General features: G+C 46.5%; 20 protein-coding genes and 1 tRNA gene. 8 read left to right on the top strand and 13 right to left on the bottom strand.

The features are described 5' to 3' along the window. Positions 1–75: 75 nt before the first annotated feature. Positions 76–1440, bottom strand: a complete 1365-nt coding sequence (locus SPM24T3_RS03250; RefSeq protein ID WP_009635265.1) for a VOC family protein — start codon at positions 1438–1440, stop codon at positions 76–78. A gap of 309 nt (positions 1441–1749) precedes the next feature. On the opposite strand from SPM24T3_RS03250, the gene SPM24T3_RS03245 reads away from it, so the two are divergent. Further along, the gene (locus SPM24T3_RS03245) at positions 1750–3474 is read left to right on the top strand and encodes an ABC-F family ATP-binding cassette domain-containing protein (RefSeq protein ID WP_009635264.1); all 1725 of its coding nucleotides are present in this window, start codon (positions 1750–1752) and stop codon (positions 3472–3474) included. A 604-nt stretch (positions 3475–4078) separates the two neighbouring features. After that, complete coding sequence (gene nhaA / locus SPM24T3_RS03240) at positions 4079–5263, top strand: Na+/H+ antiporter NhaA (protein WP_009635263.1); 1185 nt, start codon at positions 4079–4081, stop codon at positions 5261–5263. Positions 5264–5463: 200 nt separating this feature from the next. Here the strand turns inward: nhaA and SPM24T3_RS03235 are convergent, their stop codons facing one another. From SPM24T3_RS03235 to SPM24T3_RS03215, 5 genes are all read right to left on the bottom strand, one after another. Beyond that, positions 5464–6495 (bottom strand): methionine synthase, encoded by a 1032-nt coding sequence (locus SPM24T3_RS03235; RefSeq protein WP_009635262.1) that lies wholly within the window; start codon positions 6493–6495, stop codon positions 5464–5466. A 27-nt stretch (positions 6496–6522) separates the two neighbouring features. Continuing rightward, positions 6523–7506: a DUF1852 domain-containing protein gene (locus SPM24T3_RS03230; protein ID WP_009635261.1), complete on the bottom strand. Its 984-nt coding sequence runs from the start codon at positions 7504–7506 to the stop codon at positions 6523–6525. Positions 7507–7891: 385 nt separating this feature from the next. Next, complete coding sequence (locus SPM24T3_RS03225; protein ID WP_009635260.1) at positions 7892–8176, bottom strand: hypothetical protein; 285 nt, start codon at positions 8174–8176, stop codon at positions 7892–7894. After that, positions 8173–8586 (bottom strand): N-acetyltransferase, encoded by a 414-nt coding sequence (locus tag SPM24T3_RS03220; protein ID WP_009635259.1) that lies wholly within the window; start codon positions 8584–8586, stop codon positions 8173–8175. The genes SPM24T3_RS03225 and SPM24T3_RS03220 overlap by 4 nt, the downstream gene beginning before the upstream one ends. Positions 8587–8790: 204 nt before the next feature. Continuing rightward, positions 8791–9924 carry a WD40 repeat domain-containing protein gene (locus tag SPM24T3_RS03215; RefSeq protein ID WP_202799581.1) on the bottom strand — a complete coding sequence of 378 codons (1134 nt, stop codon included), beginning with the start codon at positions 9922–9924 and terminating at the stop codon, positions 8791–8793. 454 nt (positions 9925–10378) lie between these two features. Between SPM24T3_RS03215 and SPM24T3_RS03210 the strand changes: the two genes are divergently transcribed. Next, positions 10379–10918 (top strand): DUF2058 domain-containing protein, encoded by a 540-nt coding sequence (locus tag SPM24T3_RS03210; RefSeq protein ID WP_009635257.1) that lies wholly within the window; start codon positions 10379–10381, stop codon positions 10916–10918. 153 nt (positions 10919–11071) lie between these two features. On the opposite strand, the gene SPM24T3_RS03205 is transcribed toward SPM24T3_RS03210, so the two are convergent. The 3 genes from SPM24T3_RS03205 to SPM24T3_RS03195 form a co-directional block, all read right to left on the bottom strand. After that, a complete protein-coding gene (locus SPM24T3_RS03205) occupies positions 11072–11776 on the bottom strand; it encodes an RluA family pseudouridine synthase (RefSeq protein ID WP_009635256.1) in 705 nt (234 codons plus the stop codon). A gap of 169 nt (positions 11777–11945) precedes the next feature. Then, complete coding sequence (shiA, locus tag SPM24T3_RS03200) at positions 11946–13262, bottom strand: shikimate transporter (RefSeq protein WP_009635255.1); 1317 nt, start codon at positions 13260–13262, stop codon at positions 11946–11948. A 260-nt stretch (positions 13263–13522) separates the two neighbouring features. Further along, positions 13523–13906: a RidA family protein gene (locus tag SPM24T3_RS03195; RefSeq protein ID WP_009635254.1), complete on the bottom strand. Its 384-nt coding sequence runs from the start codon at positions 13904–13906 to the stop codon at positions 13523–13525. Between the two features lie 273 nt (positions 13907–14179). On the opposite strand from SPM24T3_RS03195, the gene SPM24T3_RS03190 reads away from it, so the two are divergent. Beyond that, the gene (locus SPM24T3_RS03190) at positions 14180–15094 is read left to right on the top strand and encodes an AraC family transcriptional regulator (RefSeq protein WP_009635253.1); all 915 of its coding nucleotides are present in this window, start codon (positions 14180–14182) and stop codon (positions 15092–15094) included. A gap of 165 nt (positions 15095–15259) precedes the next feature. Here SPM24T3_RS03190 and SPM24T3_RS03185 read toward each other — a convergent pair whose 3' ends face one another. The 4 genes from SPM24T3_RS03185 to SPM24T3_RS03170 all read right to left on the bottom strand — a co-directional run bounded on the left by SPM24T3_RS03185 (position 15260) and on the right by SPM24T3_RS03170 (position 19789). Further along, positions 15260–17224, bottom strand: a complete 1965-nt coding sequence (locus tag SPM24T3_RS03185; RefSeq protein WP_009635252.1) for a PEP/pyruvate-binding domain-containing protein — start codon at positions 17222–17224, stop codon at positions 15260–15262. 534 nt (positions 17225–17758) lie between these two features. Next, positions 17759–17834: transfer RNA gene (locus tag SPM24T3_RS03180), tRNA-Asn, on the bottom strand. Positions 17835–17973: 139 nt separating this feature from the next. Then, positions 17974–18534, bottom strand: a complete 561-nt coding sequence (locus SPM24T3_RS03175) for a thioredoxin domain-containing protein (protein ID WP_009635251.1) — start codon at positions 18532–18534, stop codon at positions 17974–17976. Positions 18535–18661: 127 nt separating this feature from the next. Continuing rightward, positions 18662–19789, bottom strand: a complete 1128-nt coding sequence (locus SPM24T3_RS03170; protein WP_009635250.1) for an amidohydrolase — start codon at positions 19787–19789, stop codon at positions 18662–18664. Positions 19790–20017: 228 nt separating this feature from the next. Here SPM24T3_RS03170 and SPM24T3_RS03160 point away from each other — a divergent pair, with 228 nt between their 5' ends. From SPM24T3_RS03160 to SPM24T3_RS03145, 4 genes are all read left to right on the top strand, one after another. Beyond that, entirely contained in the window at positions 20018–21175 is a 1158-nt protein-coding gene (locus SPM24T3_RS03160) for an amidohydrolase (RefSeq protein WP_009635248.1), read from the top strand. Positions 21176–21458: 283 nt separating this feature from the next. Next, positions 21459–22334, top strand: coding sequence for a MurR/RpiR family transcriptional regulator (locus SPM24T3_RS03155; protein ID WP_009635247.1), 876 nt, complete (start codon positions 21459–21461; stop codon positions 22332–22334). Between the two features lie 58 nt (positions 22335–22392). Continuing rightward, positions 22393–22968, top strand: coding sequence for a D-alanyl-D-alanine dipeptidase (gene ddpX / locus SPM24T3_RS03150; RefSeq protein ID WP_009635246.1), 576 nt, complete (start codon positions 22393–22395; stop codon positions 22966–22968). Positions 22969–23016: 48 nt separating this feature from the next. Further along, the gene (locus tag SPM24T3_RS03145) at positions 23017–24618 is read left to right on the top strand and encodes an ABC transporter substrate-binding protein (RefSeq protein WP_009635245.1); all 1602 of its coding nucleotides are present in this window, start codon (positions 23017–23019) and stop codon (positions 24616–24618) included. Positions 24619–24622: the final 4 nt, after the last annotated feature.

Raw genomic sequence — 24622 nt, 5'->3', positions numbered from 1 at the left:
GCTAACTAATTGATAAGTAATGGATGATTTTTTTAATCGCGCTACATTATTCCGCTTTTAAACGTTAAATACAATTTAGCTTTGTGCGCTTTCTGCGAACAGCTGGTTCAGCGAAGTCGCCTCTATTTCGGCATAGAGAGAAAATTCGTCAATTACCTCGCGACCAAGAGCGGTTTCAAACGCCGACCGATTGGGATTGCCGCTGCTGACATGGCTTTTTTCGCTGCCAAGATTTGACTGGAAGATGCCCGCCGCGCTGACCGGTAAAAAGTCTTCATAGATGATGGGCGTCACCAGCACTAACCCCTGTTTAATCAGTGAGTCGAGATGTGCGGGGATGTTTTGATCGGCTGGCAGCTTAGCGCCGTTTTTTAACGTATAGCGGAAATAGCCGAGTTTTTGCTGCCTTAGAGACTCGATATCATCAGGAAACGCGGCAAAGGCGTGGGCGAAATGCTGCTGATGCTGGTCGTTATTGTTTGAGGTATCCGAGGCCGAGGCTCTCAACAACAGCTGATCGTAAAGCGCGCGCCCTTCGGGCGTTAGTGCCAGCCCGCGCTGTTCGATTTCGCCAAAGCGCGCGGTGTGTTTACCTTCTTCAGAGTCTGTAAAGGTAATACGCTCACTCAGCGCTTTGAAGCTGGTTTGACGCAACAGAATCGGTACGTGGCGCAACGGCGGCCCTTCAATCACCTCTTTCGGGGTGATGCCAAACTGCGGCATGATCCTTTGTACCTGATCAATATCCAGCGTTCTCGGCGTCAGGTGATTGATATGCGGACCTTTAAAACTCACAACATCGGCTATCAGACGGTGATGTTCCAGCAGCGCATTGTAGCTATCGAGGCTGACCAGTGCATCACTGTGCCAGCGGAAAGTTTTCAGAGCCTCACTGACAAATTCGTCGGCTTGCCCGTCAGTAAGCCCGTTTTGCTGCTCGCTCAATGCAATCAGTTCGCGAACGCGAGGAGAAAAAATATCCCGCGCCTCGAGTATTTTGCGTGCCTTTTCTCTCAGGTCTGAGTTATCAATCAATTCAAGCCGCAACAGCGAGGTAAATACTCGGAAGGGATTAATGAGCAAGGCTTGTTCAGTTATTGGACGAAAGGCAGTGGAATGGACCGGAACACCTGCGGCAGATAAATCGTAATAACCTACCGGCGACATACCCATGACTGCAAACAGGTCTTTCATGGTAGCGAGCTCACTGGCGGTGCCAAGACGGATCGCACCATGGCGTTCAACGTCGAGCCGATTTAATTCTGAGCCCTGCTGGTGTTCAGCAAAAGTATCAGGATGCTTGCTCAGATAATCTGTATTAGTTTCTTTAACGATTTGCAGCAGCGTGCCGTATTGCGGCACCTCTTGCTGATACATTTGTGACATGGCTTTAGAAAAACGGTCACGGATTACGTCCTGCGAAATAGTTTGTTTATCCATCTCTGTCACCTTATCTATTGCTCGGTATTGACTGTGCCAGATTCAAAGATACACTGAAATCACCCATCAATCAGAGACTAATAAGGAGGAACCCCCATGCTGTTATGTGATTTGATTGATTACTCACATTTCTTTGGTAATCACCCTTGCTCAAGCGTTTCCGGCCTCGTGCTGCGATAACCCCTGCTTGAGCGAAGACAATTAAAGCGTTAATGAAGAGTTAACCCCGCACTTCACTTCAGCTTTCCGGGTTGTCGTCAGCTTTTATTGACGACGGGCATGCCAATGCCTGCAATTCTGGAATAAGCAATGAGCACATTACTTTCTGCACAATCTGTCTCTTATGAGACGCCTAACGGTCCCTTGCTGTCCGAGGTTTCATTCAACCTTAAAAAAGGCGATCGCGTGGGTCTGATCGGCCACAACGGCAGTGGAAAAAGTACTTTTTTAAATATTCTCAATGGTAACCTCGCCCCGACTTCTGGCAGCGTGATACGTGCCGGACAATGCCTGATGGCGACCATAGAACAGCATTTGCCTGAGGCATTAAGTTCTGGCTCACTATTGGATGTGATTCTGGAAAAGCTACCTGAAAATCAACGTATTTCAGAGAGTTGGCGCGCCGAGCGGCTATTGGCAATCCTGGGTTTTGACTCAGCTAGCGGGTCACAGACTGTTGCCACCCTGAGCGGTGGTCAGCACACGCGTTTGATGCTGGCGCGAGCGCTGATACTGGAACCCAATTTGTTGCTGCTCGATGAGCCTGGCAACCATTTGGATCTGCCCACTTTGCTATGGCTCGATGAGTTTCTAAAGCATTGGAATGGCAGCTTTATTCTGGTATCGCACGACGAAGTGCTGCTCGACAGTGTTACCAACAGCACCTGGATACTGCGTGATAAAACGCTGCACTATTTCGGCTTACGCTGTAGCGAGGCTCGAGTAGCTTTAGCGCATCGGGATAAAACCGATGCCGAACGCCGCCATGCCGAGCAGCGTGAAATTGAGCGGGTTGAAAAGAGCGCGACTCGTCTGGCGCTGTGGGGCAAGGTTTACGATAACGAAGGTTTGGCCCGTAAAGCGAAACAGATGGAAAAGCACATCGATCGTCTTAAAGATGAGCAAACTCAGCTGGCCGCCGCCAATGTCTGGCGTTTAAATTTACAGGGCGAAAGGCTGGACGCCGATCGCGTGTTGGCATTTTCATTCGTGGATGTCAGTCCGGCGGCGGGTGCTGAGACTCTGTTTTCACTTGAAAATCTTCAGCTCAAAAGCGGCGACCGAGTGGCGTTGATGGGCCGCAACGGCTGCGGGAAATCGTCGCTGTTGCGCCTGCTTTGGCGTTCTATCGGGCAAAGTTCAGCGGGTATCGTTTGGCATCCGCGAGTTGCAGTCGGTTACTACGACCAGAGCCTGCAACAGCTGAATGACTGCGACAGTTTGAGTGATGCGCTAGGTCATTTTGTCGCTTTAACTGAAGAGCAGTGCAAGATGGCATTGATTGGCGCCGGTTTTCCCTATCTTCGCCATCAGCAAAAGGTTGCATCGTTAAGCGGAGGTGAACGATCGCGATTATTGTTTGTGGGATTATCCTTGGCACGCTATTCACTGCTGCTGCTTGATGAGCCAACCAACCATCTCGATATGGAAGGCAAAGAAGAGCTGGCTGAGACGCTGCGCACTTTTCCCGGCGCGGTGCTGCTGGTTAGTCACGATCGGGCGCTAATCGAAAACAGCTGTAACCGTTTCTGGCTGGTAAACGACAACCGACTGGAAGAATGGCATCAGCTTGAAACGGTTTATGAGCGTTTAGGCGGTAGAGTAAGTGCGACTTCTGCTAGTGATCTGCCCTCTGCGTTGCCAGTAACGCTCGAGAATCTAACGGATGAAGACAGCCTGCTGGAGCAGCTTTGTCAACTGGAACAAAGGCTTGAGGAAGAGCTTGTGCGCAAGGTCCGCCATCAAAAACCGCTGGTGCAACAGCAATTGCGTGCTGATATCGAAAAGGTCATGCAGAAACTAGGCATGGTTTAAAAGTGCGTTAATGGCTAAATGAAAGTCTAAGGTAGCGACCTCTGCTCAATTTATCAGGGCAGGGGTCATAACTTGATGTTTAATAATTAAAACCTTCTATTTCAACAGACATCGTTTCCCGCAAGTCTTTTTGAGAACGTTCATGTAAACACGGCCTGACCGGTTTTTTGAGCGAAATATTCTTGATATGAAAATAAAACTGATTATCATTTTCAATATTAATTGGGCGTAATTGGCATCAAGTATGTTGAAAAGCAGTCAAATAACGGCGCATGCCTCGTTTCAGTCCGCGAGTGAATCTATAGCGCCATACATTTCCCTATAAGAAGGGTACGCCGGTAAAAAACACTGTTACCGAGGAGCATAACGTTTTACTCGGTAGCAGGTTGAAGAGGCGGGCTGCCAAACTGATTTTTGTTCAGGCTTTACTTTGCCTTACGTCGACGGTAACCGTTTCTGTTAAAATAAATACCTTCATGAGGGCGTTAAAGCCCAGATCAGGCTGGAGACCTTGCTCCGCCAGATATTCTTTTATATTGATAAATTTTCTCATAATTGTTTTGTCTTGTTCAGATAAGCACGGTGTAAATTACAGAGAGGTAACGTGTCAGAAAACACTTTTCGCAGACCAAAAATCGTGGCTGCAGCTTTATCAGGGTTCTTTAATTCCCCCATTTCAGGCGGTATCGTTCTTATTATCGCGTCTATTGCGGCAATCATTGTGGCCAACTCTCCGCTTAGCGAAAGTTATGAATTACTGCTTCACTACACAGCTGCCGGATTGTCCACTGAACACTGGGTCAATGATGGCCTAATGGCGATTTTCTTTTTGCTGGTTGGTCTTGAGATCAAACGCGAACTGCTCGTTGGTGAACTTTCAACGTGGAGCCAGCGTGCGTTACCGGGTTTTGCAGCATTGGGGGGAATGGCTGTTCCTGCGCTTATTTATACTGGATTCAACGTAGGGGACAGCAAAACCCTGGCAGGATGGGCCATCCCGGCCGCTACCGATATTGCTTTTGCACTTGGCGTACTCGCCCTGATTGGCAGCCGCGTACCCGCTTCGCTGAAAATATTTCTGTCGGCGTTGGCAATTCTCGATGACATGGGTGCGGTGATCATTATTGCTCTTTTCTATACCAGCAGCATCTCCATGACCATGCTCATGGCTGCCGCAGGCGTGGTGGTGTTGCTGTTTATTATGAATCGCGCTGGCGTAACGCGCCTTCTGCCTTATTTATTGGCGGGCGGCGTGCTGTGGTTTTGCATGCTGCAGTCGGGCGTGCACGCAACTATTGCCGGGATCGTTTTGGCATTTTTCATTCCAATACGTGGAAAAACGGTTGATGAAATAGCTCCGCTTGAACGTCTGGAGCATGCGCTAGGTTCCTGGGTGACTTTTCTGGTATTGCCGATATTTGGATTTGCCAACGCTGGCGTGTCGCTGTCGGGCATGAGTTTGGGTAATTTGACGTCCCCGGTTCCCATCGGCGTGGCGCTGGGCCTATTTCTTGGCAAGCAGGTGGGTGTTTTCAGCCTGTCACTTTTGGCCATTAAACTTAGGTTGGCAAGAAGACCCTATAACAGCTCGTGGATGCAGTTATACGGCGTATCGGTGCTCTGTGGTATCGGTTTTACCATGAGCCTGTTTATCGGCAATCTGGCGTTTGCCCAATCACCTCTTCTGGTCGATGAGGTTAAGGTCGGGGTGCTGGCAGGCTCAATTATTGCCGCGCTGGCCGGCGTTCTGATACTGCGCTTCGCATCGCCGTCAAGGCCTGCAGTCTAAAATTTGTTAATGAATATCGTGCGGTGAAAGTTATTGCTCAGTCCGGTTGTGGTTTGAGAAATAGCGATTGGCAAAATCGCTAAACCGGACTGAGTTTCCTTCAAGTGACCTAATATTTGGTAAACTTGTTTTTTAGCTAAGAGTTATTGGCTAAAAGTTATTAGCCAAAAGTTATTAGCCAAATAGTACTGAACCGAAAGTTATTTAGCCGAAAGTTCTTTTCGAACAATGTGTGCGCCTAGACTTAAAGCATTTAGCTTGCCTCTTGCTACTCGGCGAGGTAAAGGGATCATGCCACAGTTGGTGCTAGGGTAAAGTTTGTCGGCATCTACAAACTGAAGTGCTTTTCGCAGCGTTTCGGCAACTTCCTCTGGTGTCTCAATGTTATTGGTTGCCACATCAATGGCACCAACCATGACTTTTTTCCCACGGATCAGTTCAATAAGATCCATTGGAACATGAGAGTTTTGACACTCCAGCGAGATTATATCAATGCTGGATTTTTGCAGCTTAGGGAAAATTTCTTCATATTGTCGCCACTCTGTGCCCAGAGTCTTTTTCCAATCCGTATTGGCTTTAATGCCGTAGCCATAGCAAATATGCACAGCAGTTTCGCATTTAAGTCCTTCAACGGCTCTTTCTAAAGCGGCAATGCCCCAATCATTTACCTCATCAAAAAACACGTTAAATGCAGGCTCGTCAAATTGGATAATATCGACACCCGCAGCCTCTAATTCCTTGGCTTCTTCATTGAGAATTTTAGCAAACTCCCAGGCGAGTTTTTCGCGGCTTTTATAGTGATTATCATAAAGCGTATCTATCATAGTCATTGGACCTGGCAGAGCCCATTTAATAGGCTGCTTGGTTTGCTGACGTAAAAACTTGGCATCTTCAACAAAAACGGACTTTTGACGGCTCACTGCACCCACAACTGTCGGCACACTTGCATCATAGCGATTACGAATTCTTACCGTCTCACGTTTCTCAAAATCAACACCGCTGAGGTGCTCAATAAACGTGGTGACAAAATGTTGGCGCGTTTGCTCGCCGTCACTGACAATATCAATTCCTGCCTGTAATTGATCTTGCAGGCACAGACGCAGCGCATCTTGTTTGCCGTCAATTAATTCTTGATCCTGCAATTTCCAAGGTGACCAAAGTGTCTCGGGTTGTGCAAGCCAGGAAGGTTTAGGCAAACTGCCCGCAGTCGAAGTGGGTAATAAAATTTTCATAATAGATGACCTTGTATTTTTGGTTAATCAAAGAACGGAATCAGCAGACCATTGCTCAAGAATAGTTTGGTAGGGCTTAATGAAGTGCTCCTCAGTAAACTTCCCTTGCTCAACGGCCAGTTGGCTACGTTCTTCTCGATCATAAACAATCAGAGTTAACGAATAATCCTGGTGATTCAAGCTTGGTTGGTAGCATTTTGCTGCTGCAGAATTAGCATTGTAAATTTCAGGTCGGTAAATTCGTTGGAATGTCTCCATCGTACTGATGGTGCTAATAAGTTCCAGATTAGTGTAATCGCTGAGCAAATCGCCAACAAAATAAAATGCCAAAGGCGCAACGCTATTTGCAGGCATGAAGTAGCGCGCACGCAATCCCATTTTTGCAAAATATTCATCAGTCAAGGAAAACTCGTCTTGCTGATATTCAATGCCTAATACAGGATGCTCATTGCCCGTCCGATAATAAGTGTTTTTACTTGAAACACTCAGGCAAATCACAGGCGTTTTATTGAAATTATCTTTGTAGGTATCAGAATTGATAAACCGTTTAAATATATTCCCATGTAAACTGCCAAAATTATCTGGAAGGCTAAATTCAGTTTTATTTTTATTATGTTCTGACAGTAATATACTAAAATCATAATCTCGCACGTATGAAGAAAAGTTATTCCCTAAAATACCTTCAATACGTGAGTCGGTTGTTTTATCAATAATATTTGTTTTCAATATTTCAATCACTGGGAAGGTATCACCCTTGCCCTCAATTCCAATATTCAACTCAACAGAAATGATTTCAAGTTCAACAGAATAGCGATCGCCCTTGGGATTATCCCAATGCGCCAAGGAATTGAAACGATTGTCAATCATTACCAAGGCGTTGCGCAAGTTATCTTGGCGTTTCTCACCGCGAGCCAAGTTCGCAAAGTTGGTGGTAATACGCGTACTTTCCGAGGGGTTATAATTCTCGTCGAAACGAATGCTCTTAATAGCAAATGTACATTCTTTATTCATTGCAAGCTGGTATCCTAATTTTTATATAAAACCTGAATTTATTTCTTGCTTTTTCAGAGTTTTTAAATTTATTTTCTGGTTTTGTTACCCAGTAATCATCGTAATGTATATAGCTAATAATAATGTGTATTTTATGCCAGACTCACTGATTGAGTAAAAGTGATTTAATTTCATTGAAGCATGAGTCATCTTCATGATCTGCAGCGGGGTTGGATTCGGCGATACTGCGAAGGTGGTTTTTTGCTGATATTCTACAATAAATTCATTGAGTTATGGTTTTAAAAAGAAAGAGATTCATGGCAGGCTGTACGTCAAAAACGGTCATTTCGGCGAGTTCCTTAGCGGGAATGGCGATTTGATTAAGGTTTTTTGCTCATAAAGACGGTTATTCCACCTTTGAACGGTTCACGACTGTCGATTTTGTATCCGAGAGCCTTTCAATCCAAAGATAATCAGCATGCGGCCATGTTTCAATTAGGCCAACAATCTCCGACCCATGAATCGCGAGATCAATGTTATGAGCACGGACAGACTTGTTAAAATCAGCCGTCATGGGAGTGGGTTCTCGACCAATCACCGAAATCCATTTGCAATAGGCTGCGCGCACTATCTCCCGCACTGATTCTGCTTCGTTTTCTTCGGCGCGGCGGATAATGATATTACAGCTCATTGACCTATCCACATTGCCATGCCAATAGATACGGGTGCGGTTTCTTTAAACCCATATTTTTTATAAAGGAAAGATGCATCGCCATCGGCGATAAGGCTAATATAAACCTCAGTGGTGGCAATTTCCTTTAATTCATCCATTAGCGTTGACATGATTTCTTTACCCAAACCTCGCCCTTGATGTTCGGGTAATACAGCAATATCAACTATCTGGTAGCAGAGACCGTCACCTATCACTCTTCCCATTGCGACGACATTTTCCCCATTTCTTATTAACGCGGATACCACCGTGTTCGGTAATCCTCGTTTGGCCGCCTCGTGGGATCGAGGAGTCAGGCCTGCTGCTTTACGAAGATGCAGATAGTCAGTAATAGAAGGAATCTCAACGAAAGTTTTATAACTGGCCGCCATGTTTAGGGTTCCTTTATTCTCGAACATTTTCGAGTTACGACTGTTGGCGTTTGTATTATGTCCGCTTACCATTATGGCCGTTCAGCGTTATTCCTGAAGACACTAAGTGCTGGAAGCGGACAATAAAAATACGATTTAACCTATCAGCGATTCGGGCAGAATACTCTCACCACTCAACCGCGGTTAAATCGCTATATTTGATGACTAACGCGGCGTGCTGCGAATAGAAGCAGGCCCGGCGGTTAATTCAACGGTATCCGGTAATTTGATAAGCTTCTTATCTTTAATTTGATAAACGACCAGCTGTTTTTCAACGTTGAACTGGGCAATGATATGCTGACTGTCTTTGGTAAATATTACGCCTTGGCCAGCCGTTGCTGCCGGAACTTCATTGACTTGTCGGGCTTTACCCTTATCAATTGCAAACAGGGTTAATTTTCCCTGCATGTGCTGACCCGTACTCCCTTTGGGCAGGTTTGAACCATCCATTGACAATACGGCTATCCATTTTCCATCTGGCGAAATAGCGACGCCTTCAGGTGTGGAAGGGACGGTAAGGTATTGTACAGTTTTAAACGGGTACACAGAGGTGTCAATCAAACTCACGCTGTCGCTGTCGGCGATTTTTTGCGTGTGATCGTCTGCCAAACCTGCGAGTCCAACATTGCTTACAACAGCCCAATGGCCATCACTTGAGATATCAATGGTATAGGGAGCCACACCGCTGCTGAGGCGCACTCGGCTATCAGACACTTTACCGTCGTTAATATTCACCACGGCAATGCCCTGTTGATCACGCATTGCGACCAGGGCGTGTTTGCCATCGTGGGTGAAACTGATACCGGCTAATCGTCCATTACTGAGCTGTATCGAATTGGATAATGTGACTGCGTTGCCTGCGATGTTTAAAACGTAAAGCTTACCGTCAACGCCAGCCGCCAGAGCCAGAGTGCCTTCAGGATTTACGGCAATGCCCTGTGGGCTGGTAGGTAAGGCCAGTTTTTCAATTTCCGGTTTGGCACCATCTAGCGCAATAACCTGCAGATATTTCTCGGCAATTAACGTATGGTTTTGATAATCATATCGCGTTGGAGCACTAACAAATGCAGTTTTGCCATCAGGAGTAATCGCGACAGCCTGAGGCGGCCCCTGGATACCAAAACTTACCGGCACGGTGTGCAATAATTTCATCGGAAATTTGCTGGCATCAAAAACGGTCAATGTATCCGGTGAAGCGGGGGCTGGAAAGGTATCATGCCCGTTTACGCGTTGATATTTGCCATCATTGGCTGAAACAATAAGGTCTGCCGACCATGCTACTCCTGTGGATAATGCCATGAGAAGAGCAGTGCATAATACTTTCCGCTTAAGGCCATGCGCTTTTAAAATCATAGTACCTTCTTTAAACCAGAAAATTGTGAATCACTTTGAAGAGATTCAGGGCGTTCACTTAAATATCATTAATCTGCTCAACTCGCAGACTGTCAATTCTGAAACATGTGAGCAGGTATGCTATGACCAAACCTTTAGGCTGTGCCTGGATGGCCTTGCCAAAAATGGTCATTCAACTCAATTAGTTGAATCGATTTTTTGATAAAGATAAAGCACATCTAATGCTAAATGGTGATCTTTGTGAACATAGTGTTTATTTTAGGTTAAAGTGCTAGGCGCGTTAGCCTTTGCTGAAACTTATCAATCTCAAACTATAAAATGTTCATCTGCGGCAACTAGGTACAGCCTAAAAAATTACGGGTATAATCTCTCCTATGATTCCACGACTTTAGAAACGAAAATGACCAAACTTACCTTACAAGAACAGATGCTAAAAGCTGGTTTAGTGACCAGCACGAAAATGGCCAAGGTCCAGAGAACGGCTAAAAAGTCACGAGCTCAGGTTCGTGAGGCCAGAGAGGCCGTTGAAGAGAGTAAAAAGGCACAGCTTGAGCGTGATAAACAGCTAAGCGAACAACAAAAACAGGCTGCACTGGCAAAAGAATATAAAGCTCAGGTGAAACAGCTTATAGAAATGAATAGAATTGATATTTCAAAAGGGGATATTAATTTTAACTTTACAGATAATAATTTAATTAAAAAAATTGTTGTCGATAAAACGACTCAAGCACAGCTGATTAATGGCCGTCTCGCCATCGCTCGTTTAGTTGTTAATAGTAATGGCGAGAGTCAATACGCCATTATTCCCGCCAGCGTCGCCGATAAAATTACGCAACGAGATGCCAGCAGCATTGTATTAAATAGTGTGCTTAGTCAGGAAGAACAGGATGAAGAAGATCCGTATGCTGATTTTAAAGTGCCCGATGATTTGATGTGGTAATTAATCTTTGCAGATGCCTGTATATAAAAAGTACTCCCAGGCTTTTTATTAAGATATAATGGCCAGCCAATCCTGATGAAAGCCCCGGGGGAGTCGCCAAGTTGGGCTGGCACTGCAATTTGTGCTCAAAATCTGTGCGCCTTATCAATACTGTCAGGTTCCAAACGGGCTGGCATTGCTGGCTTTGATCGATTCTCCGCTGACTGGATGGGTGAAATGCAATTCGCTGGCATGGAGCATGAGTCGCGGAGTATGTTCAGTGCCTGGTGATATCAGGCCGCCGTACAGGTCACAGCCCAGAATAGGGTGGCCCAACAGCTGGCAGTGAATGCGAAGTTGATGAGTGCGACCGGTTTGCGGGGTCAAGTGTACTCGCGTTAGTGGCAGTAACGACCCGTTTTCCAATTCGTGATAAAAGCGCTCAACGACACGATAGTCCGAGCGGGCAGGCTTGCCGTGGATTTCACAAATCGACATCAGCGGGAACAGCGCCGGGTCTTTGGCAATCGCCGCGTCTATCACTCCCTCATTGTCGTGCAAATGCCCGCATAGCAGGGCGCTGTAAACCTTGGTTACCGTGCGCTGGCTGAACTGTTGGCAGAGGGCGGCATTAATAGCCTTATTACGCGCAATCACCATCAACCCAGAGGTGCCAAAATCGAGTCGGTGGACCAGTGTGCAGCCGGGAAATATCTGTACCAGCCGATGATGCACCGAATCAATATTTTGTGGATTTTTCCCTGAAAGGCTGAGCAAACCTGTGGGTTTATTAATAAGTACCAGGTGCTCATCCTGATAAAGAATCTCTACCTTGTCATGGCACGGCGGGGCAATAAAAGTATCGATTATCTTGGACATCAGGCTACCGGGATGAAGAGTGGGGGCGGATGATAACGAATTTCAAGCCGACTGGCGAGTCTGGCTATTTGTCTCATGCAGCGGCGGCTGGCGAGTCGAATTTATATGTGAATTCATGCTTGTTGATACAAAGCCCGTTTAAGTTAATTTAAACGGGCTTTTCTATAAATTAATGTGCTTTTTTCATCATCAGGGCAGTGGCGGCAGAAAGCAGGCAACCAGCCAGCAGATAGACAGCTACGCTACGCCAGTCGCCGCCAGAAAACGTGACCAGCGAGGCAGCAATCAATGGCGTAAATCCACCGCCAACCACGCTAGCCACTTGATAACCTACACCCGCGCCACTGTAGCGATAACTCGCACCAAACATCTCTGTAAACATCGGTTGCTGCACGCAGACCACCATGTCATGAGCCACATTCGCCAGCATAATGGCGAAGAATATGATCCAGAATAGAGAGTGAGCTTCCAGCGCCATAAAGAACGGAAAGGCGCTGAGTGTGCCGACCAACGCACCGGTAATGTAAATGCGCCGCCGTCCAAAGCGGTCGGCCAGCCAGGCAAAGCTTGGAATGGTCAGGCAACTTAGGCCGCCAACCAACAAACCAATATTAAGAAACAGTTCGCGTGGTAAACCAAGGTTTTGGGTGGAGTAGCTGAGGGCAAAAGTGGTGACAATATACATTGTCAGCAGCTCGCACAGTCGCAGGGCAATAATTTTTAGAAACGCGCTGGGATGGCGTATCAACGCTTCCATAACCGGCAGGCGTCGTTTAGCCTGTACTTCAGGTTCATGCTGACTCTGCTGCTCAAATTCGGCAGACTCGACTATGCCATTGCGGACCCAAAGCGCCGCCAGTACCAATAGGGTGCTGAACAGGAATGGAATACGCCAGCCCCAGCTCAGGAACTGTTCATCGGTGGTAAAATGGCTGATAAGCGAGACCAGGCCGGTCGACAGCAGCAGCCCGACACCGTAGCCTATTTGCACGCCACTGCTGTAGAACGCTTTTTTCTTCTCAGGTGCGCTCTCCACTGAAAGCACCGCCGCGCCTCCCCATTCACCGCCAACCGCGAAACCTTGTATTGCTCGCAGTGACACCAGCAGCACCGGAGCCCACCAGCCAATCATGCTAAAGCTTGGCAATAGGCCGATTAGCGCGGTTGCCAAACCCATTATCCAGACGGTCATCATCAGCATGCGTTTACGGCCAAGACGATCGCCAAAATGGCCGAAGATTACCCCGCCTAATGGCCGGAACAGAAAGCCGACGCCAAAGGTCGCCAAAGCAGCAATGGTCCCCATGGCCGGACTTATCTGCGGGAAAAATTCGCGGTTAAACACCAAGGCCGCGGTGATGCCATAAAGTAGAAAGTCATACCAGTCTACTACTGCGCCAGCGAAGCTACCCCATGCAGCGCGACGGGCACGATTAAGTGAAAACGTCTCCTTGCCGGGGGAAGTCGAAATGAGGGTGGAGTCCATACTTGTCCTGTTTACACCGTTTTTTATGACTACGATTGGTCGAGGTTTACTCACATTACGGCCGACATTTTTTAGCGGCACATGAGACTACCCCGACAACAGGTGAGAGGAAACATAAATTTAAGAAAACAATGACAAGGGGACTTATGGACGTCTGAGGATGCAGGAGTCTGACACGCTGAGTTAAAGCAGAGAATAAGGGCCGGCAGTCACCCATTTTATTACTGCCTCCCCAGGACAAAAGCATTCAATTATAGTTGTTAAACGCCAAATACCGCTTCAATTTCAATGTTCAGTTCAGGCGAGAAAAGACGAGATACCTCTACCAAAGTACTGGCCGGTAAATTACCGTTGTAATGTTGAGTTAACACGTTACGCAGTTCTTTAGCCTGTGCGAAATCAGTGATGAAGGTGGTTACTTTGATCAAAGCACTCATATCAACGCCTTCAGCATCAGCTACTGCTTTGATTTGCTCAAAGATAGCGTGTGCCTGCTCTTCCATGCTCTTACCTTGAGCCGGAGTATTAAATGCAGTGAAGCCAGAAAGGTAAAGAGTATTGCCATTTTTAACAGCATGAGAATACGGACCAACCGCAGCAGGCAGGACTGCATAATTTTTACGTTCAACAGCGACTTTAGACATAATGTTTCTCTCTGTGATTGAAATGATTAGCCAGCGGATTTGTAAATGAATCTGATGAGGTTAATTATAGGGATAACTCACTTCAGTGAAAATTAACGTTCCTCTACGATTTGTGCCTAATTCTCTACAAACCAATGTTTAAACATGACTTAACCCATGAAATACAATGCATTAAATGAGAGGGATGGTCTGAAAATATCTTAATAAAAAAATATGCTTGATTTATATAAACCCTGTAGTGATTATATTAAGCCGAACTTACTGTGGGTTTGTATGAAAGAGACTGCGCGATTTTATTTTGAAAAAAATTTGCATTTACTACAACGGATGCTGGCGAAATATTTAACCGAGCCGGGTGATATAATTACGCCGGTAGAGGGATTGAAATTACATCGTTTTAACCATACCGATATGGCGAAGCCACACTTCTATAATCCGCTATTGATTATTGCAGTCCAGGGGAAAAAATGGGTACGTATCGGTACGCAGGATTATGCCTTTGGTGAACATAATTGCTTTATTTCCGGAGTGAATATGCCGGTCTCAAGCTGCCTGCTGGAAGCTACGGAAAACGAACCTTATCTTTCAATGTCATTAGAACTGGACAGCCGGTTGATTGCTACCCTGGCACAAAGTGTTCCCGCTCCTGTCAACCAGAGTACCGCCACCGCCACCGCGGTCGGGGCGATGGTGCAGCCGATCAGCCCAGATTTACTCGAAGCTTTTTTACGTATGATGGAGCTTATTGATAAACCTGAGGATGCAAAAATACTGGGGCCACTCATATATCAGGAGATCCACTTTCGGTTGATGGCAACTCCCTTTGGCAATCAGTTACGCCTTTTTAACACCGCCGGTTCAAAAAGCAATCTCATAAGGCAGTCTATAAATTGGCTTGTTGTACATTACAAAGAATCTCTTTCCATGGAAGATTTAGCCGCCAAAATTAATATGGCACCATCAACGTTCCACAAACATTTTAAGGAAGTTACTGCCCTTAGCCCGTTGCAATATCAGAAGCATTTGCGGCTGTCTGAGGCTCAGCGCTTAATGCTGGCCAATAACTACACAGCCAGTCAGGCCGCATTTGAGGTGGGCTATGAAAGTACCAACCAGTTCAGCCGAGAATACAAAAGGTTGTTTGGCGAATCCCCCAAAAAGAACATTACTGGTATGACGACAGGCTAACGGGTTCTGTCGCATTAAGGCCTCGCCAGGTAAAATGTTTTTTTTTATATTTTTCACCGATACTTCCGACCCCAAATTACTGTATTCTCTCTTCGTTATTAGCGAGAGAGTGCGCAATGCCGACAAGCCTAAAAAATATCAGATGAGCCTACTTATACAAAAAAATCAAGGATGATACGGTGCATCGCTTTCGTAACTGATATGACCATTTGGCCACATGATAATTTCATCCCCGTCAATGAGAACTTTAGTGGCGTTTGATGTTCCAACAATACAAGGTATATTATACTCTCTTGATATTATACAGGCATGCGACAATACACCGCCCTCATTGGTAATAATGCCTTTGCATTTTCTAAATAATGCCACCATATTAGGTTGTGTCATTTCAGTGACAACTATTTTCCCCATATAGCTTTGAATATCTATTTTTGTTTCATAGTTGATTATTTTAACCACCCCATGTACTTTCCGCTTAAGAGAAGGTATTCCGTGAAGGTTATTATTTGATGGCAATATTTTCGCCTCAACATCCTCATGAAAAAAATTGCCAAAAGAAATTCTTGGCGTTAATGCTTTGTCTTTATTTCTTTTCATTAAAATACCATGACACCTTTTCTCTTTCTCTTGAGTTGTTAGTTTGATATCGTTTTTTATTAAATTAACAATATCATCTGACATATAACTCTGATAAAGATCATTCTGAGATTCGTTATGGTTTTTAGAAATCCACTCCATCAAAATCATCATGTGAAAATAAACCCCGGCCCATCCGTTTTTTACATGCATCCGTTCCGTTGACAGTAACTTTAAATGCTTTAGATCCTCGCTCATATCTGATAATGATTGCATTTTTCTATTTTCTGTTGATTTATCGTCGCATTTTATTTCTTTTGCAAGGTGAAGTGATTTTATACCCTCAATCATGTCATTCCTATTCCTATAATTAATGGAAAGGTAGGGGTATTTCCTTACATGATTTGTTATGCTGTCATTACTACTAATATCTAAATTTGAAAAATCATTTTGCTCGCGAAACATCAAGTCATTATTACCAATCGATAATAAATCCGCAATCTCATCACGGGAATATTTTAACGATAGCTTTCTTTCAATGATATTGGTCACAATGGATGCTGAGCGCATATAATAACGTATGTATTTACAGTACAATGAAGATAAAGTTCTAAAATAATCAACAGCAGTGTCTTTTGAAACGAACTCTGGAGGTTCAATAAGTGGATAATAGTCGACGGGTTTGAATGGGCTGTTTAGTACTTTCATGGTATATGCCAATGCAGAAATGTGATCCTTCAACCCGATGTAACAATGAAAGGTTTTATCTAGATCTCTGCTATAGATGATCTCCTCATGCAGATAAATATCTTTTTTCTGATTCTCTCCATCATTACATCGTGTTTTGAAAGCCTGTTCCATTGCCCAAAGTGGTTCACGTGTTGACCAAGCATATCTAAAGCAATCTGACGGAATTACTGTAATAGGTCTGCATTGCAATATCCATACATTCCCGTCGTAGTCTATACACCATTCAATATCCACAGGTACATTAAAGATCATTTCAAGCTGAATGATAAACTCAAAGAGTTTTAACGGAATATTATCATTTTCATGATAAGTATGTTTTTTTAAAACTAAATGTCGTGGGATAATATTTCCAGAAACAATGTTTTCACACCGCCCTTCATAATATTCAATATAAATATCATTATCTCCATTTATTGGGTTAATTGAAAAAGCAACTCCAGACGTTTTAGCTTCAATCTGTTTTTGCACAATCACTGGGATCATTCTGCTTTTTTTAGAATGTCTCCTGACAGCTTGAAAAGCTAACTCTATCTCATCGGAAGAAACATCAAGTATTGTTTTATAAATACCAGCGGCAGATTTTTTATCGCCATCCTCTTTATCAGAACTAGATCTAACAGAAACTCTCCCATGAGAAATATATTTATTATATAATTTGATGCAATCTTTATTGGAGGGTGATTCCGCATTATTAATAACAAACCCAGGTGGAACAGGGATCCCCACTTCAGCTACTCTCATTAAATTAAATGCTTTGTTCCCTACGCGTTTTATGTTTGTTGCTTCATAAAGGTTAGTTGACATATTAAGCCTCGCTAATATTAGTTAAAGGAAGATTCATAAGTAAATCTTTATAAATCAACTTAAGCAGCTCGATGCTTTATATATAATGTAGCAGGTTTTGAAAGTTATTTACTTTAAATCGAAGTATTATGCTATTAATTGTTGCTTGGGATTAATCGTAAGATTTTCGCAAGTAATTAAAATTTTGTACTAAGCGTTTTGTCTTATCTCAGCGTACCTAGGAGTGAATAATCCAAATAAGACGCTTTTTCTGTCTCATTTTAACTATTTTGTGCCAGTTGTTCGCGGAAGCTTTGAAGGGTTTTTTGGATAGTTATAATGTAATGATTTTATGGATTTTAAGAGACATTTGGGGGTCACTCCGTCACCTAACCAGCATGACCCCCTTTCTGACCCCCAATTTATCCCGATTCAGAGGGGTAATTGAAGATAGGCCGAGAAGAGTGAATAACCGACGAAGGCGCGTGCAGCAAGGGTAAAAGCTCGAAAAGCAAAAAGCCCGCGCAAGTTTCCTTGTGCGGGCTTTTCTAAATATGGCTCCTCTGACTGGACTCGAACCAGTGACATACGGATTAACAGTCCGCCGTTCTACCGACTGAACTACAGAGGAATCGTGTGAACGGGGCGAATACTAACGGGGGTAGCTCGGCTTGTCAAAGGCCTTTCTTCATAAAGCTGTCTGAGTGTTGAAGAAATCGGCAAATGCCCCCGTTTTAACGGAATTTTGTGCAAAATTCTATCGTAAGCGCTTATCCCAGAATGCGTTTTGCCCAGGAAGAAATTTCATCGCCGCTGCCGATATCAGCCTGTACCAATCCATTAATCATAAAAGTCGGTGAAACATGGATGCCATTTTGGCGCGAGTATTTGCAGTGCCACTTAATGACATTTTGCAAGTCGGGACGAGCAAATGCTTCGCGCGCGTCAACGCCGCTGTACTGTTCCAGACGATTAATAATGTCGTTTGGTGTCGCGTCCATGTTGGGCCCGGAGCAATGGTCTTTAAACTCAAATTCTTCGCGGTGATCGGCCACTGCCTGCAATACCGCCCTGGCGGCTTTTTTCCCGTCGGGCAGGGTAGATGCCGCGAGGATATAACGTACAATCACGCCGGAATACATGTGCCACGGCTGTGATTGCAGGTGAATTTTCAGCGTGATGTTGTCTTCACCGACCTCCTCCAACAGCGCATCAAATTTGTTAAAAGCGCGCACCGAGAACGGGCAGGTAGGTTCGAGAAAGACTTCGAAGACGTTTTTTCCGTGGCCCCAAACCAGCGGGTCGGCGTGCAGCGGGGTGTTGGCAGTCATAATCAATTCCCTTCAGTGAAAATTATTAACTAAAACATCTTGGCAAAACCCAAAGCATAGGGCCAGTCAGGGCGGGTAAATTACCCGCTGTTTTAAGTTAACAAAGATTACCGTCTCCCGCTGCTCGTCAGATTTTTTGCAGTGCTCTCTGGGCTAACTCGGTGAAATAGGCCACCGCAGGTTCGATAATCTCTTCATTGGGTTCGAAAGAAGGATGATGTAAACCGAACTTGCTGGCGCTGCCAATGCTGACAAACGCGCCGGGAACGTGTTGCAGGTAGAAAGCAAAGTCTTCACCACCCATCTGTGGTGTAGCAATTTCAGTGTCATAGCCACGTTCTTTGGCGACTAAAAGCGCAAATTCTGCCCACTCTGGCGTATTAATCAACGCAGGTGGCCCCGGCTGCCAGTCGAGGGTAGCCGTTGCACCAAAGCCGCTGGCAATGCCGTTAATCAACGATCGGATACGGTCAGGGATTTCTTTGCGAATCAAATCGTTATGCGTGCGTACTGTGCCTTCCAGTTCCACTGTTTGCGGAAGAACATTCCAGGTATTGCCTGCGGTAAAGCGCGTCACGCTGACGACTACCGATTCCTGAGAGCTATAAATCCGGCTCGCCAGCGTTTGCAGCGTCGTGACGATTTGGCTCCCGATTACCACCGAGTCAATGCCTTCATGCGGGCGTGCAGCATGTGCCCCTTTGCCATTGATATTAATAGTAAAACGATCGACATTGGCATAAAACGCACCACCACGGGTGATCAATTTCCCCAGCGGCAGATTAGGCGCGTTATGCATGCCGAAAATAGCCTTAACTCCTTCCAGTGCTCCCGCGTCGATCAACTGCTGAGCGCCGTTAAAGGTCTCTTCTGCCGGCTGAAACAGAATGCGCACCCGACCTTTGAGCGTTTTCTCCTTTTCTTTCAAACGATAAGCTACGCCGAGCATTACGGAGGTGTGAACGTCGTGACCGCAGGCGTGCATCACACCGCTGTTTTTGGATGAAAACGCCACGGAGGTAGCCTCTTCAATCGGCAGCGCATCAATATCAGCTCGCAGCGCAATTAAAGGTTCACCATGACCCAGTTCGACCACGACACCGGTTTTTAGCCTAAGAGGAAGAATGCGGATATCAGCCTGTTTCAACCAGGCAGTGATGCGTTCGGTAGTGGCAAATTCGTGATTGGACAGTTCTGGGTGCTGATGAAGTTCGCGCCGCCAGGCCACCAACTGGTTGATTAATGTATCCGTCATGACATCCTCGTCTATTAGGGCTAAATACAGCATCATCCAAAGATGTCGATGGCGCGTGAACCAACGATTTGCGATAAGCTTTGCCATAAAATAGCTATGTCTATTGCCAGATTTATCATTCTCTTGCGCAAAATTGTTGTTTTACTCCCGCCCAATGTCCGTTCAATATCGCTAATCAAGAAATGGAGAACCTTGCTTCGTTCTATTGCCAGATTCTGGAGGAAACGCATGAGCAACAATTTTTCTGCGCAGCTAATTAACTGGCGCAGAACTCTGCACACCTGGCCTGAGCTGTCGAATCAGGAACAGGCCACTACCGCACGTATTCGCGGATGGCTTGAAAATGCCGGGATCCGCATTCTGGATTATCCTGTTCAAACCGGCGTGATTGCCGAAATCGGCCACGGCGAATCGCTGATTGCCCTGCGCGCTGATATCGATGCGCTGCCTATTCATGAACAAACCCGACTTCCTTTCGCCTCGCAACATGCCGGAGTCATGCACGCCTGCGGTCACGACGTTCACACCTCGGTAATCCTTGGTGCGGCAATGCAGCTTAAGGCGCGTGAAGACCGGTTACCGGGCAGAGTACGTTTATTCTTTCAGCCGGGTGAAGAAAACTGCACCGGCGCGAAACAGTTTATTAAAGCCGGGGCGCTGGAAGGCGTGCAGGCAATTTTTGGTATGCACAATGAACCCGGTTTGCCAGTAGGAACCTTTGCCACTCGCGGCGGCGCATTCTATGCCAATGCCGATCGTTTTATTATCAATATTCACGGTAAAGGGGCGCATGCGGCGCATCCCGAGCAAGGTATCGATACCATTGTACTGACCAGTCAGGTGATTCAGGCTTTGCAGGCCCTCACCAGCCGCAGCTTTAATACTCTCGACAGTCTTGTGCTGTCCGTGACCCGTATTGATGCAGGGAAAACCTGGAACGTATTGCCTGAAAACGTGATGTTTGGCGGAACCTTGCGCACTCATGATGTAAAAGTGCGTGAGCAAGTGCAGCAGCGCGTCAATCATCTGGTCAAGAGCCTGGTCGAGGCCAGTGGCGGCAGCGCTGACGTGAGCTGGACGGCGGGCCCACCAGTGTTAATCAATGATAAAAACTGGGCGCGTGTGGCATCTGAAGTGGCAAAAGACGCGGGATATGAGGTTCGCACCGCAGATTTGCACCTTGGTGGCGAAGATTTTGCCATTTATTTGCAAAATGTCCCCGGTGCCTTTGTCAGCATTGGCAGCGACAGTGAGTTTGGTTTGCACCATGAAGGTTTTAATCCAGATGAAACTCTGCTTGCTCCGGCAGCAGAATATTTTAGTCACCTCGCCGAGCAAGCCTTAACCCTGCTGAACGAAAAAACTCTTGAAATAAATCCTGCCTGATATTGTCTCCTTTAATAAAAACTCTCTGGCGAACGAGCCGGAGGGTTTGCACCTGTTTTGTGAGTGGTTGCTTATTTTACGTGCATATCGTTTAGCCCTATGACTCGCCAAATCCTCGAAATTTCTGAAAGTCCACGCCTTTAAGCTGATTAATTCCTGATTTTTTGCTGATTTAAAACAGATTTTCTCCCTATTTTTTGTGCGCCTATAAAATTGGCATAGCTGTTGCTTTGTTACCTCACTAACAAGAATTGTTAAGTTGATAACAAAGCAACAGGGGCTTATGGCAGATAATCTGGACGTGATCGCACAAATTCAAGGCTCGTTTGCCGGACAGACGCCGACGGGTAAACGAATTGCCGGTTATCTGCTGGCGAATCTCGCGCAGATCCCCTTTGAAACTGCTGACAGCATTGCTCGCAGCGCTGCCACCAGCGGAATTTCCGTTGGCCGCTATCTGCGCAGTCTGGGTTATCGCAACCTTGATGACTTCAAGCAAACCCTGCGCCAGCAAAGTAGTGGGGCGCTTTATCAGCCGTGGGTGGTGACCGATCGCCTCGGCGCTTATCGCCAACGCAGTAAACAGCCGCGGCAGGAAAAGCTCCAGCAAGGTCTGACGCTGGAACTGGAAGCTATCCAGCACGTATATCAGTTGGCGCAAAGTGACAGTTTTGCCAATGTCAGCCGAGGTCTGGCCGAGGCCGATGCGGTGTTTATCCTTGGTATTCAGTCGCTGCGCGGGATTGCCAACACGTTTTACAGCAATCTGGAATATTTGCGGCCTCAGGTTTATTTCGCTGACGGCCAGTCGGGCACCTACGTTGAGTCGCTGAACTCGGAGTTCGCCTCACCGTACCTTATCGTCAGCGATACCCGTGCCTATTCGGTGATCGCACAGAAATACTGCAAGGCCGCTTGCGATCGCGGTCTGCGGGTGGGGTTAATCACCGATATTTACTGCCCGTGGGCGCACGATTATCCGGTGGATTTGCTGCAAATAAAGACCGATACCGGCCAATTCTGGGATTCGATGGCCCCGCTGAGTTGCCTGTTTAACCTGCTGTGCTCGTCAGTGCTTGAGCTGCGCGGCGACGAGGTAGAGCAGAGGCTGGCGACCAATCGGGTACTGCAAAAAGAGTTCGGACAGTTTGAGTCCTGAAGGGTAAAAACCTCCCGGCAACAATATTATTTTTCAACAGGGGCAGTAGAAAATCATTATGAAAGAACAAGATATCACGCTAGTTGATGTGGTCACGCTTTTACCTGAAGCGGTTATTGATATGAAGTATGCCACCGACGATAACCTTACCGGCCACGTTGTTTACTGTGAAAACCGCTGCCTGCTGCATCCTGATGCCGCTAAAGCATTAGTGCGCTGTTTTGACGTTGCAAAATTGGCTGGTTTCAATCTCAAAATTTTCGATGCTTATCGACCGAAACAGGCGCAAAAGGTGTTTTGGGCCGTCTTGCCAAATCCTGATTATGTGGCCGATATCAGCATTGGTTCACACCACAGCCGTGGCGTTGCCATAGATTTGACATTAATTGACGAGCAGGGCCACGAGCTGGATATGGGCGCGGGTTTCGATGAAATGACCGAGCGATCGCATCCGTTTTATCCGCACCTGCCTGCCGAAATCCAGCGCAACCGTTTGCTACTTAACGCAGTGATGGCGGCAGGTGGCTTTATCGGGATGCCCACCGAATGGTGGCACTTCGAGCTGCCAGATTCTATTTCCTATCCGCTTTTGGAAGATATATTTGACTGCTATCCGTCAAAACACCTTGCCTGATCCTTGGCATTTTTCATCGTTGCTACCTTAGATACCAGGAGTTTGCAGATGTCGACTATTACAGCAAAGACCGCAGCAAAATCATTATTTAATAAAGCGTTAATCAAAAAAACAACGCTGGCAGGTGCCGTGATACTAGCACTATCGGGGATAAGTTTGCAGGCGCAGGCTGCCGTCCCGAAAGATATGCTGGTGATTGGTAAAGCGGCTGATCCGCAGACCTTGGACCCGGCCGTAACCATTGATAACAATGACTGGACGGTGACTTATCCGGCGTATCAGCGTCTGGTGGGGTATAAAACCGAAGGCGGTAAAGGATCGACTCAAGTCGAGGGCGATCTTGCCGCTAGCTGGACCGCTTCGCCGGATCAATTGGTATGGACCTTCAAACTCAAACCGGGCGCTAAATTTGATGACGGGTCCGAGGTGAATGCCGATGCGGTGAAATGGTCGTTCGATCGTCTGATGAAAATCGCTCAGGGACCTTCCGAGGCTTTCCCGAAAGACATGCAGGTCTCGGTGGTTGACCCGATGACTGTGCGTTTTACCCTGAAAACTCCATTCGCGCCGTTCCTTTACACATTGGCTAACGATGGTGCAGGAATTGTTAACCCGGCGATTGCCAGAGGGAATCCAGCCGATGGCGGTAAAGCCTGGATGTCGAACCACACGGCTGGCTCCGGCCCTTACAAGCTGGATCGCTGGGAGAAAGGTCAGCAGTTGGTTCTGGTGCCGAATCCTTATTACAACGGACCAAAGCCGGCTTTCAAACGTGTGACGGTGAAAATTATCGGTGAAAGCTCCAGCCGTCGTTTGCAGCTGTCTCGCGGCGACTTGGATATTGCCGATTCGCTGCCTATCGACCAGCTAGCAGCACTGAAGCAGGAAAATAAAGTCGCGGTAAATGAGTATCCGTCGTTGCGCGTGACTTACCTGTATCTCAACAATGCCAAAGGTGCGATGAGCAATGTCGACCTGCGCCGCGCGGTGTCTTACGCGGTGGATTATCAAGGCATGGTGAAGGGTATTCTCGGCGGCAACGCCAAACAGATGCGCGGCCCGATCCCCGATGGTATGTGGGGTTATGATCCGAAAGCCATGCAGTACAGCAACGATATGACCAAGGCCAAAGCCGATCTCGCCAAGGTGAAACCGCAGCCGGATACATTAGATTTTCTCTATTCCGACAGTGATCCGAACTGGGAACCGATCGCGCTTTCCGTTCAGGCTAGCCTGGCAACCGCCGGGGTGAAAGTGAAGCTCGAAAAACTGGCAAACGCCACCATGCGTGACCGCATCGGGCAAGGCGATTACGACATATCTATCGGTAACTGGAGTCCGGATTTTGCCGACCCGTACATGTTTATGAACTACTGGTTCGAGTCTGACAAGAAGGGGCTGCCGGGTAACCGCTCGTTCTATTCCAATCCGCAGGTTGATGATCTGTTGAAGAAAGCAGTATCAGTCACCGATCAGAAACAGCGTACTGATTATTACCAGCAGGCGCAGAAAATTGTTATCGACCAGGCGGCCTACGTTTACCTGTTCCAGAAAAACTATCAGGTAGCGATGAACAAAGACGTGAAAGGCTTTGTTTTCAATCCGATGCTGGAGCAGGTGTTCAACGTGGCGCAGATGAGCAAGCAGTAAGTTT

Source organism: Serratia sp. M24T3, assembly GCF_000257645.1.
Taxonomy (GTDB): Bacteria; Pseudomonadota; Gammaproteobacteria; order Enterobacterales; family Enterobacteriaceae; genus Rouxiella.
Note: the sequence above shows the minus strand (reverse complement) of the source record. Positions and strands in the feature narration are given on the sequence as shown.

Excerpts from the sequence above, each read along its gene's own strand:
- SPM24T3_RS03250 (WP_009635265.1), bottom strand. The coding sequence starts at position 1,440 with ATGGATAAACAAACTATTTCGCAGGACGTAATCCGTGACCGTTTTTCT.
- SPM24T3_RS03245 (WP_009635264.1), top strand. The coding sequence starts at position 1,750 with ATGAGCACATTACTTTCTGCACAATCTGTCTCTTATGAGACGCCTAAC.
- SPM24T3_RS03235 (WP_009635262.1), bottom strand. The coding sequence starts at position 6,495 with ATGAAAATTTTATTACCCACTTCGACTGCGGGCAGTTTGCCTAAACCT.
- SPM24T3_RS03230 (WP_009635261.1), bottom strand. The coding sequence starts at position 7,506 with ATGAATAAAGAATGTACATTTGCTATTAAGAGCATTCGTTTCGACGAG.
- SPM24T3_RS03225 (WP_009635260.1), bottom strand. The coding sequence starts at position 8,176 with ATGAGCTGTAATATCATTATCCGCCGCGCCGAAGAAAACGAAGCAGAA.
- SPM24T3_RS03220 (WP_009635259.1), bottom strand. The coding sequence starts at position 8,586 with ATGGCGGCCAGTTATAAAACTTTCGTTGAGATTCCTTCTATTACTGAC.
- SPM24T3_RS03215 (WP_202799581.1), bottom strand. The coding sequence starts at position 9,924 with ATGGCATTATCCACAGGAGTAGCATGGTCGGCAGACCTTATTGTTTCA.
- SPM24T3_RS03210 (WP_009635257.1), top strand. The coding sequence starts at position 10,379 with ATGACCAAACTTACCTTACAAGAACAGATGCTAAAAGCTGGTTTAGTG.
- SPM24T3_RS03205 (WP_009635256.1), bottom strand. The coding sequence starts at position 11,776 with ATGTCCAAGATAATCGATACTTTTATTGCCCCGCCGTGCCATGACAAG.
- shiA (WP_009635255.1), bottom strand. The coding sequence starts at position 13,262 with ATGGACTCCACCCTCATTTCGACTTCCCCCGGCAAGGAGACGTTTTCA.
- SPM24T3_RS03195 (WP_009635254.1), bottom strand. The coding sequence starts at position 13,906 with ATGTCTAAAGTCGCTGTTGAACGTAAAAATTATGCAGTCCTGCCTGCT.
- SPM24T3_RS03190 (WP_009635253.1), top strand. The coding sequence starts at position 14,180 with ATGAAAGAGACTGCGCGATTTTATTTTGAAAAAAATTTGCATTTACTA.
- SPM24T3_RS03185 (WP_009635252.1), bottom strand. The coding sequence starts at position 17,224 with ATGTCAACTAACCTTTATGAAGCAACAAACATAAAACGCGTAGGGAAC.
- SPM24T3_RS03175 (WP_009635251.1), bottom strand. The coding sequence starts at position 18,534 with ATGACTGCCAACACCCCGCTGCACGCCGACCCGCTGGTTTGGGGCCAC.
- SPM24T3_RS03170 (WP_009635250.1), bottom strand. The coding sequence starts at position 19,789 with ATGACGGATACATTAATCAACCAGTTGGTGGCCTGGCGGCGCGAACTT.
- SPM24T3_RS03160 (WP_009635248.1), top strand. The coding sequence starts at position 20,018 with ATGAGCAACAATTTTTCTGCGCAGCTAATTAACTGGCGCAGAACTCTG.
- SPM24T3_RS03155 (WP_009635247.1), top strand. The coding sequence starts at position 21,459 with ATGGCAGATAATCTGGACGTGATCGCACAAATTCAAGGCTCGTTTGCC.
- ddpX (WP_009635246.1), top strand. The coding sequence starts at position 22,393 with ATGAAAGAACAAGATATCACGCTAGTTGATGTGGTCACGCTTTTACCT.
- SPM24T3_RS03145 (WP_009635245.1), top strand. The coding sequence starts at position 23,017 with ATGTCGACTATTACAGCAAAGACCGCAGCAAAATCATTATTTAATAAA.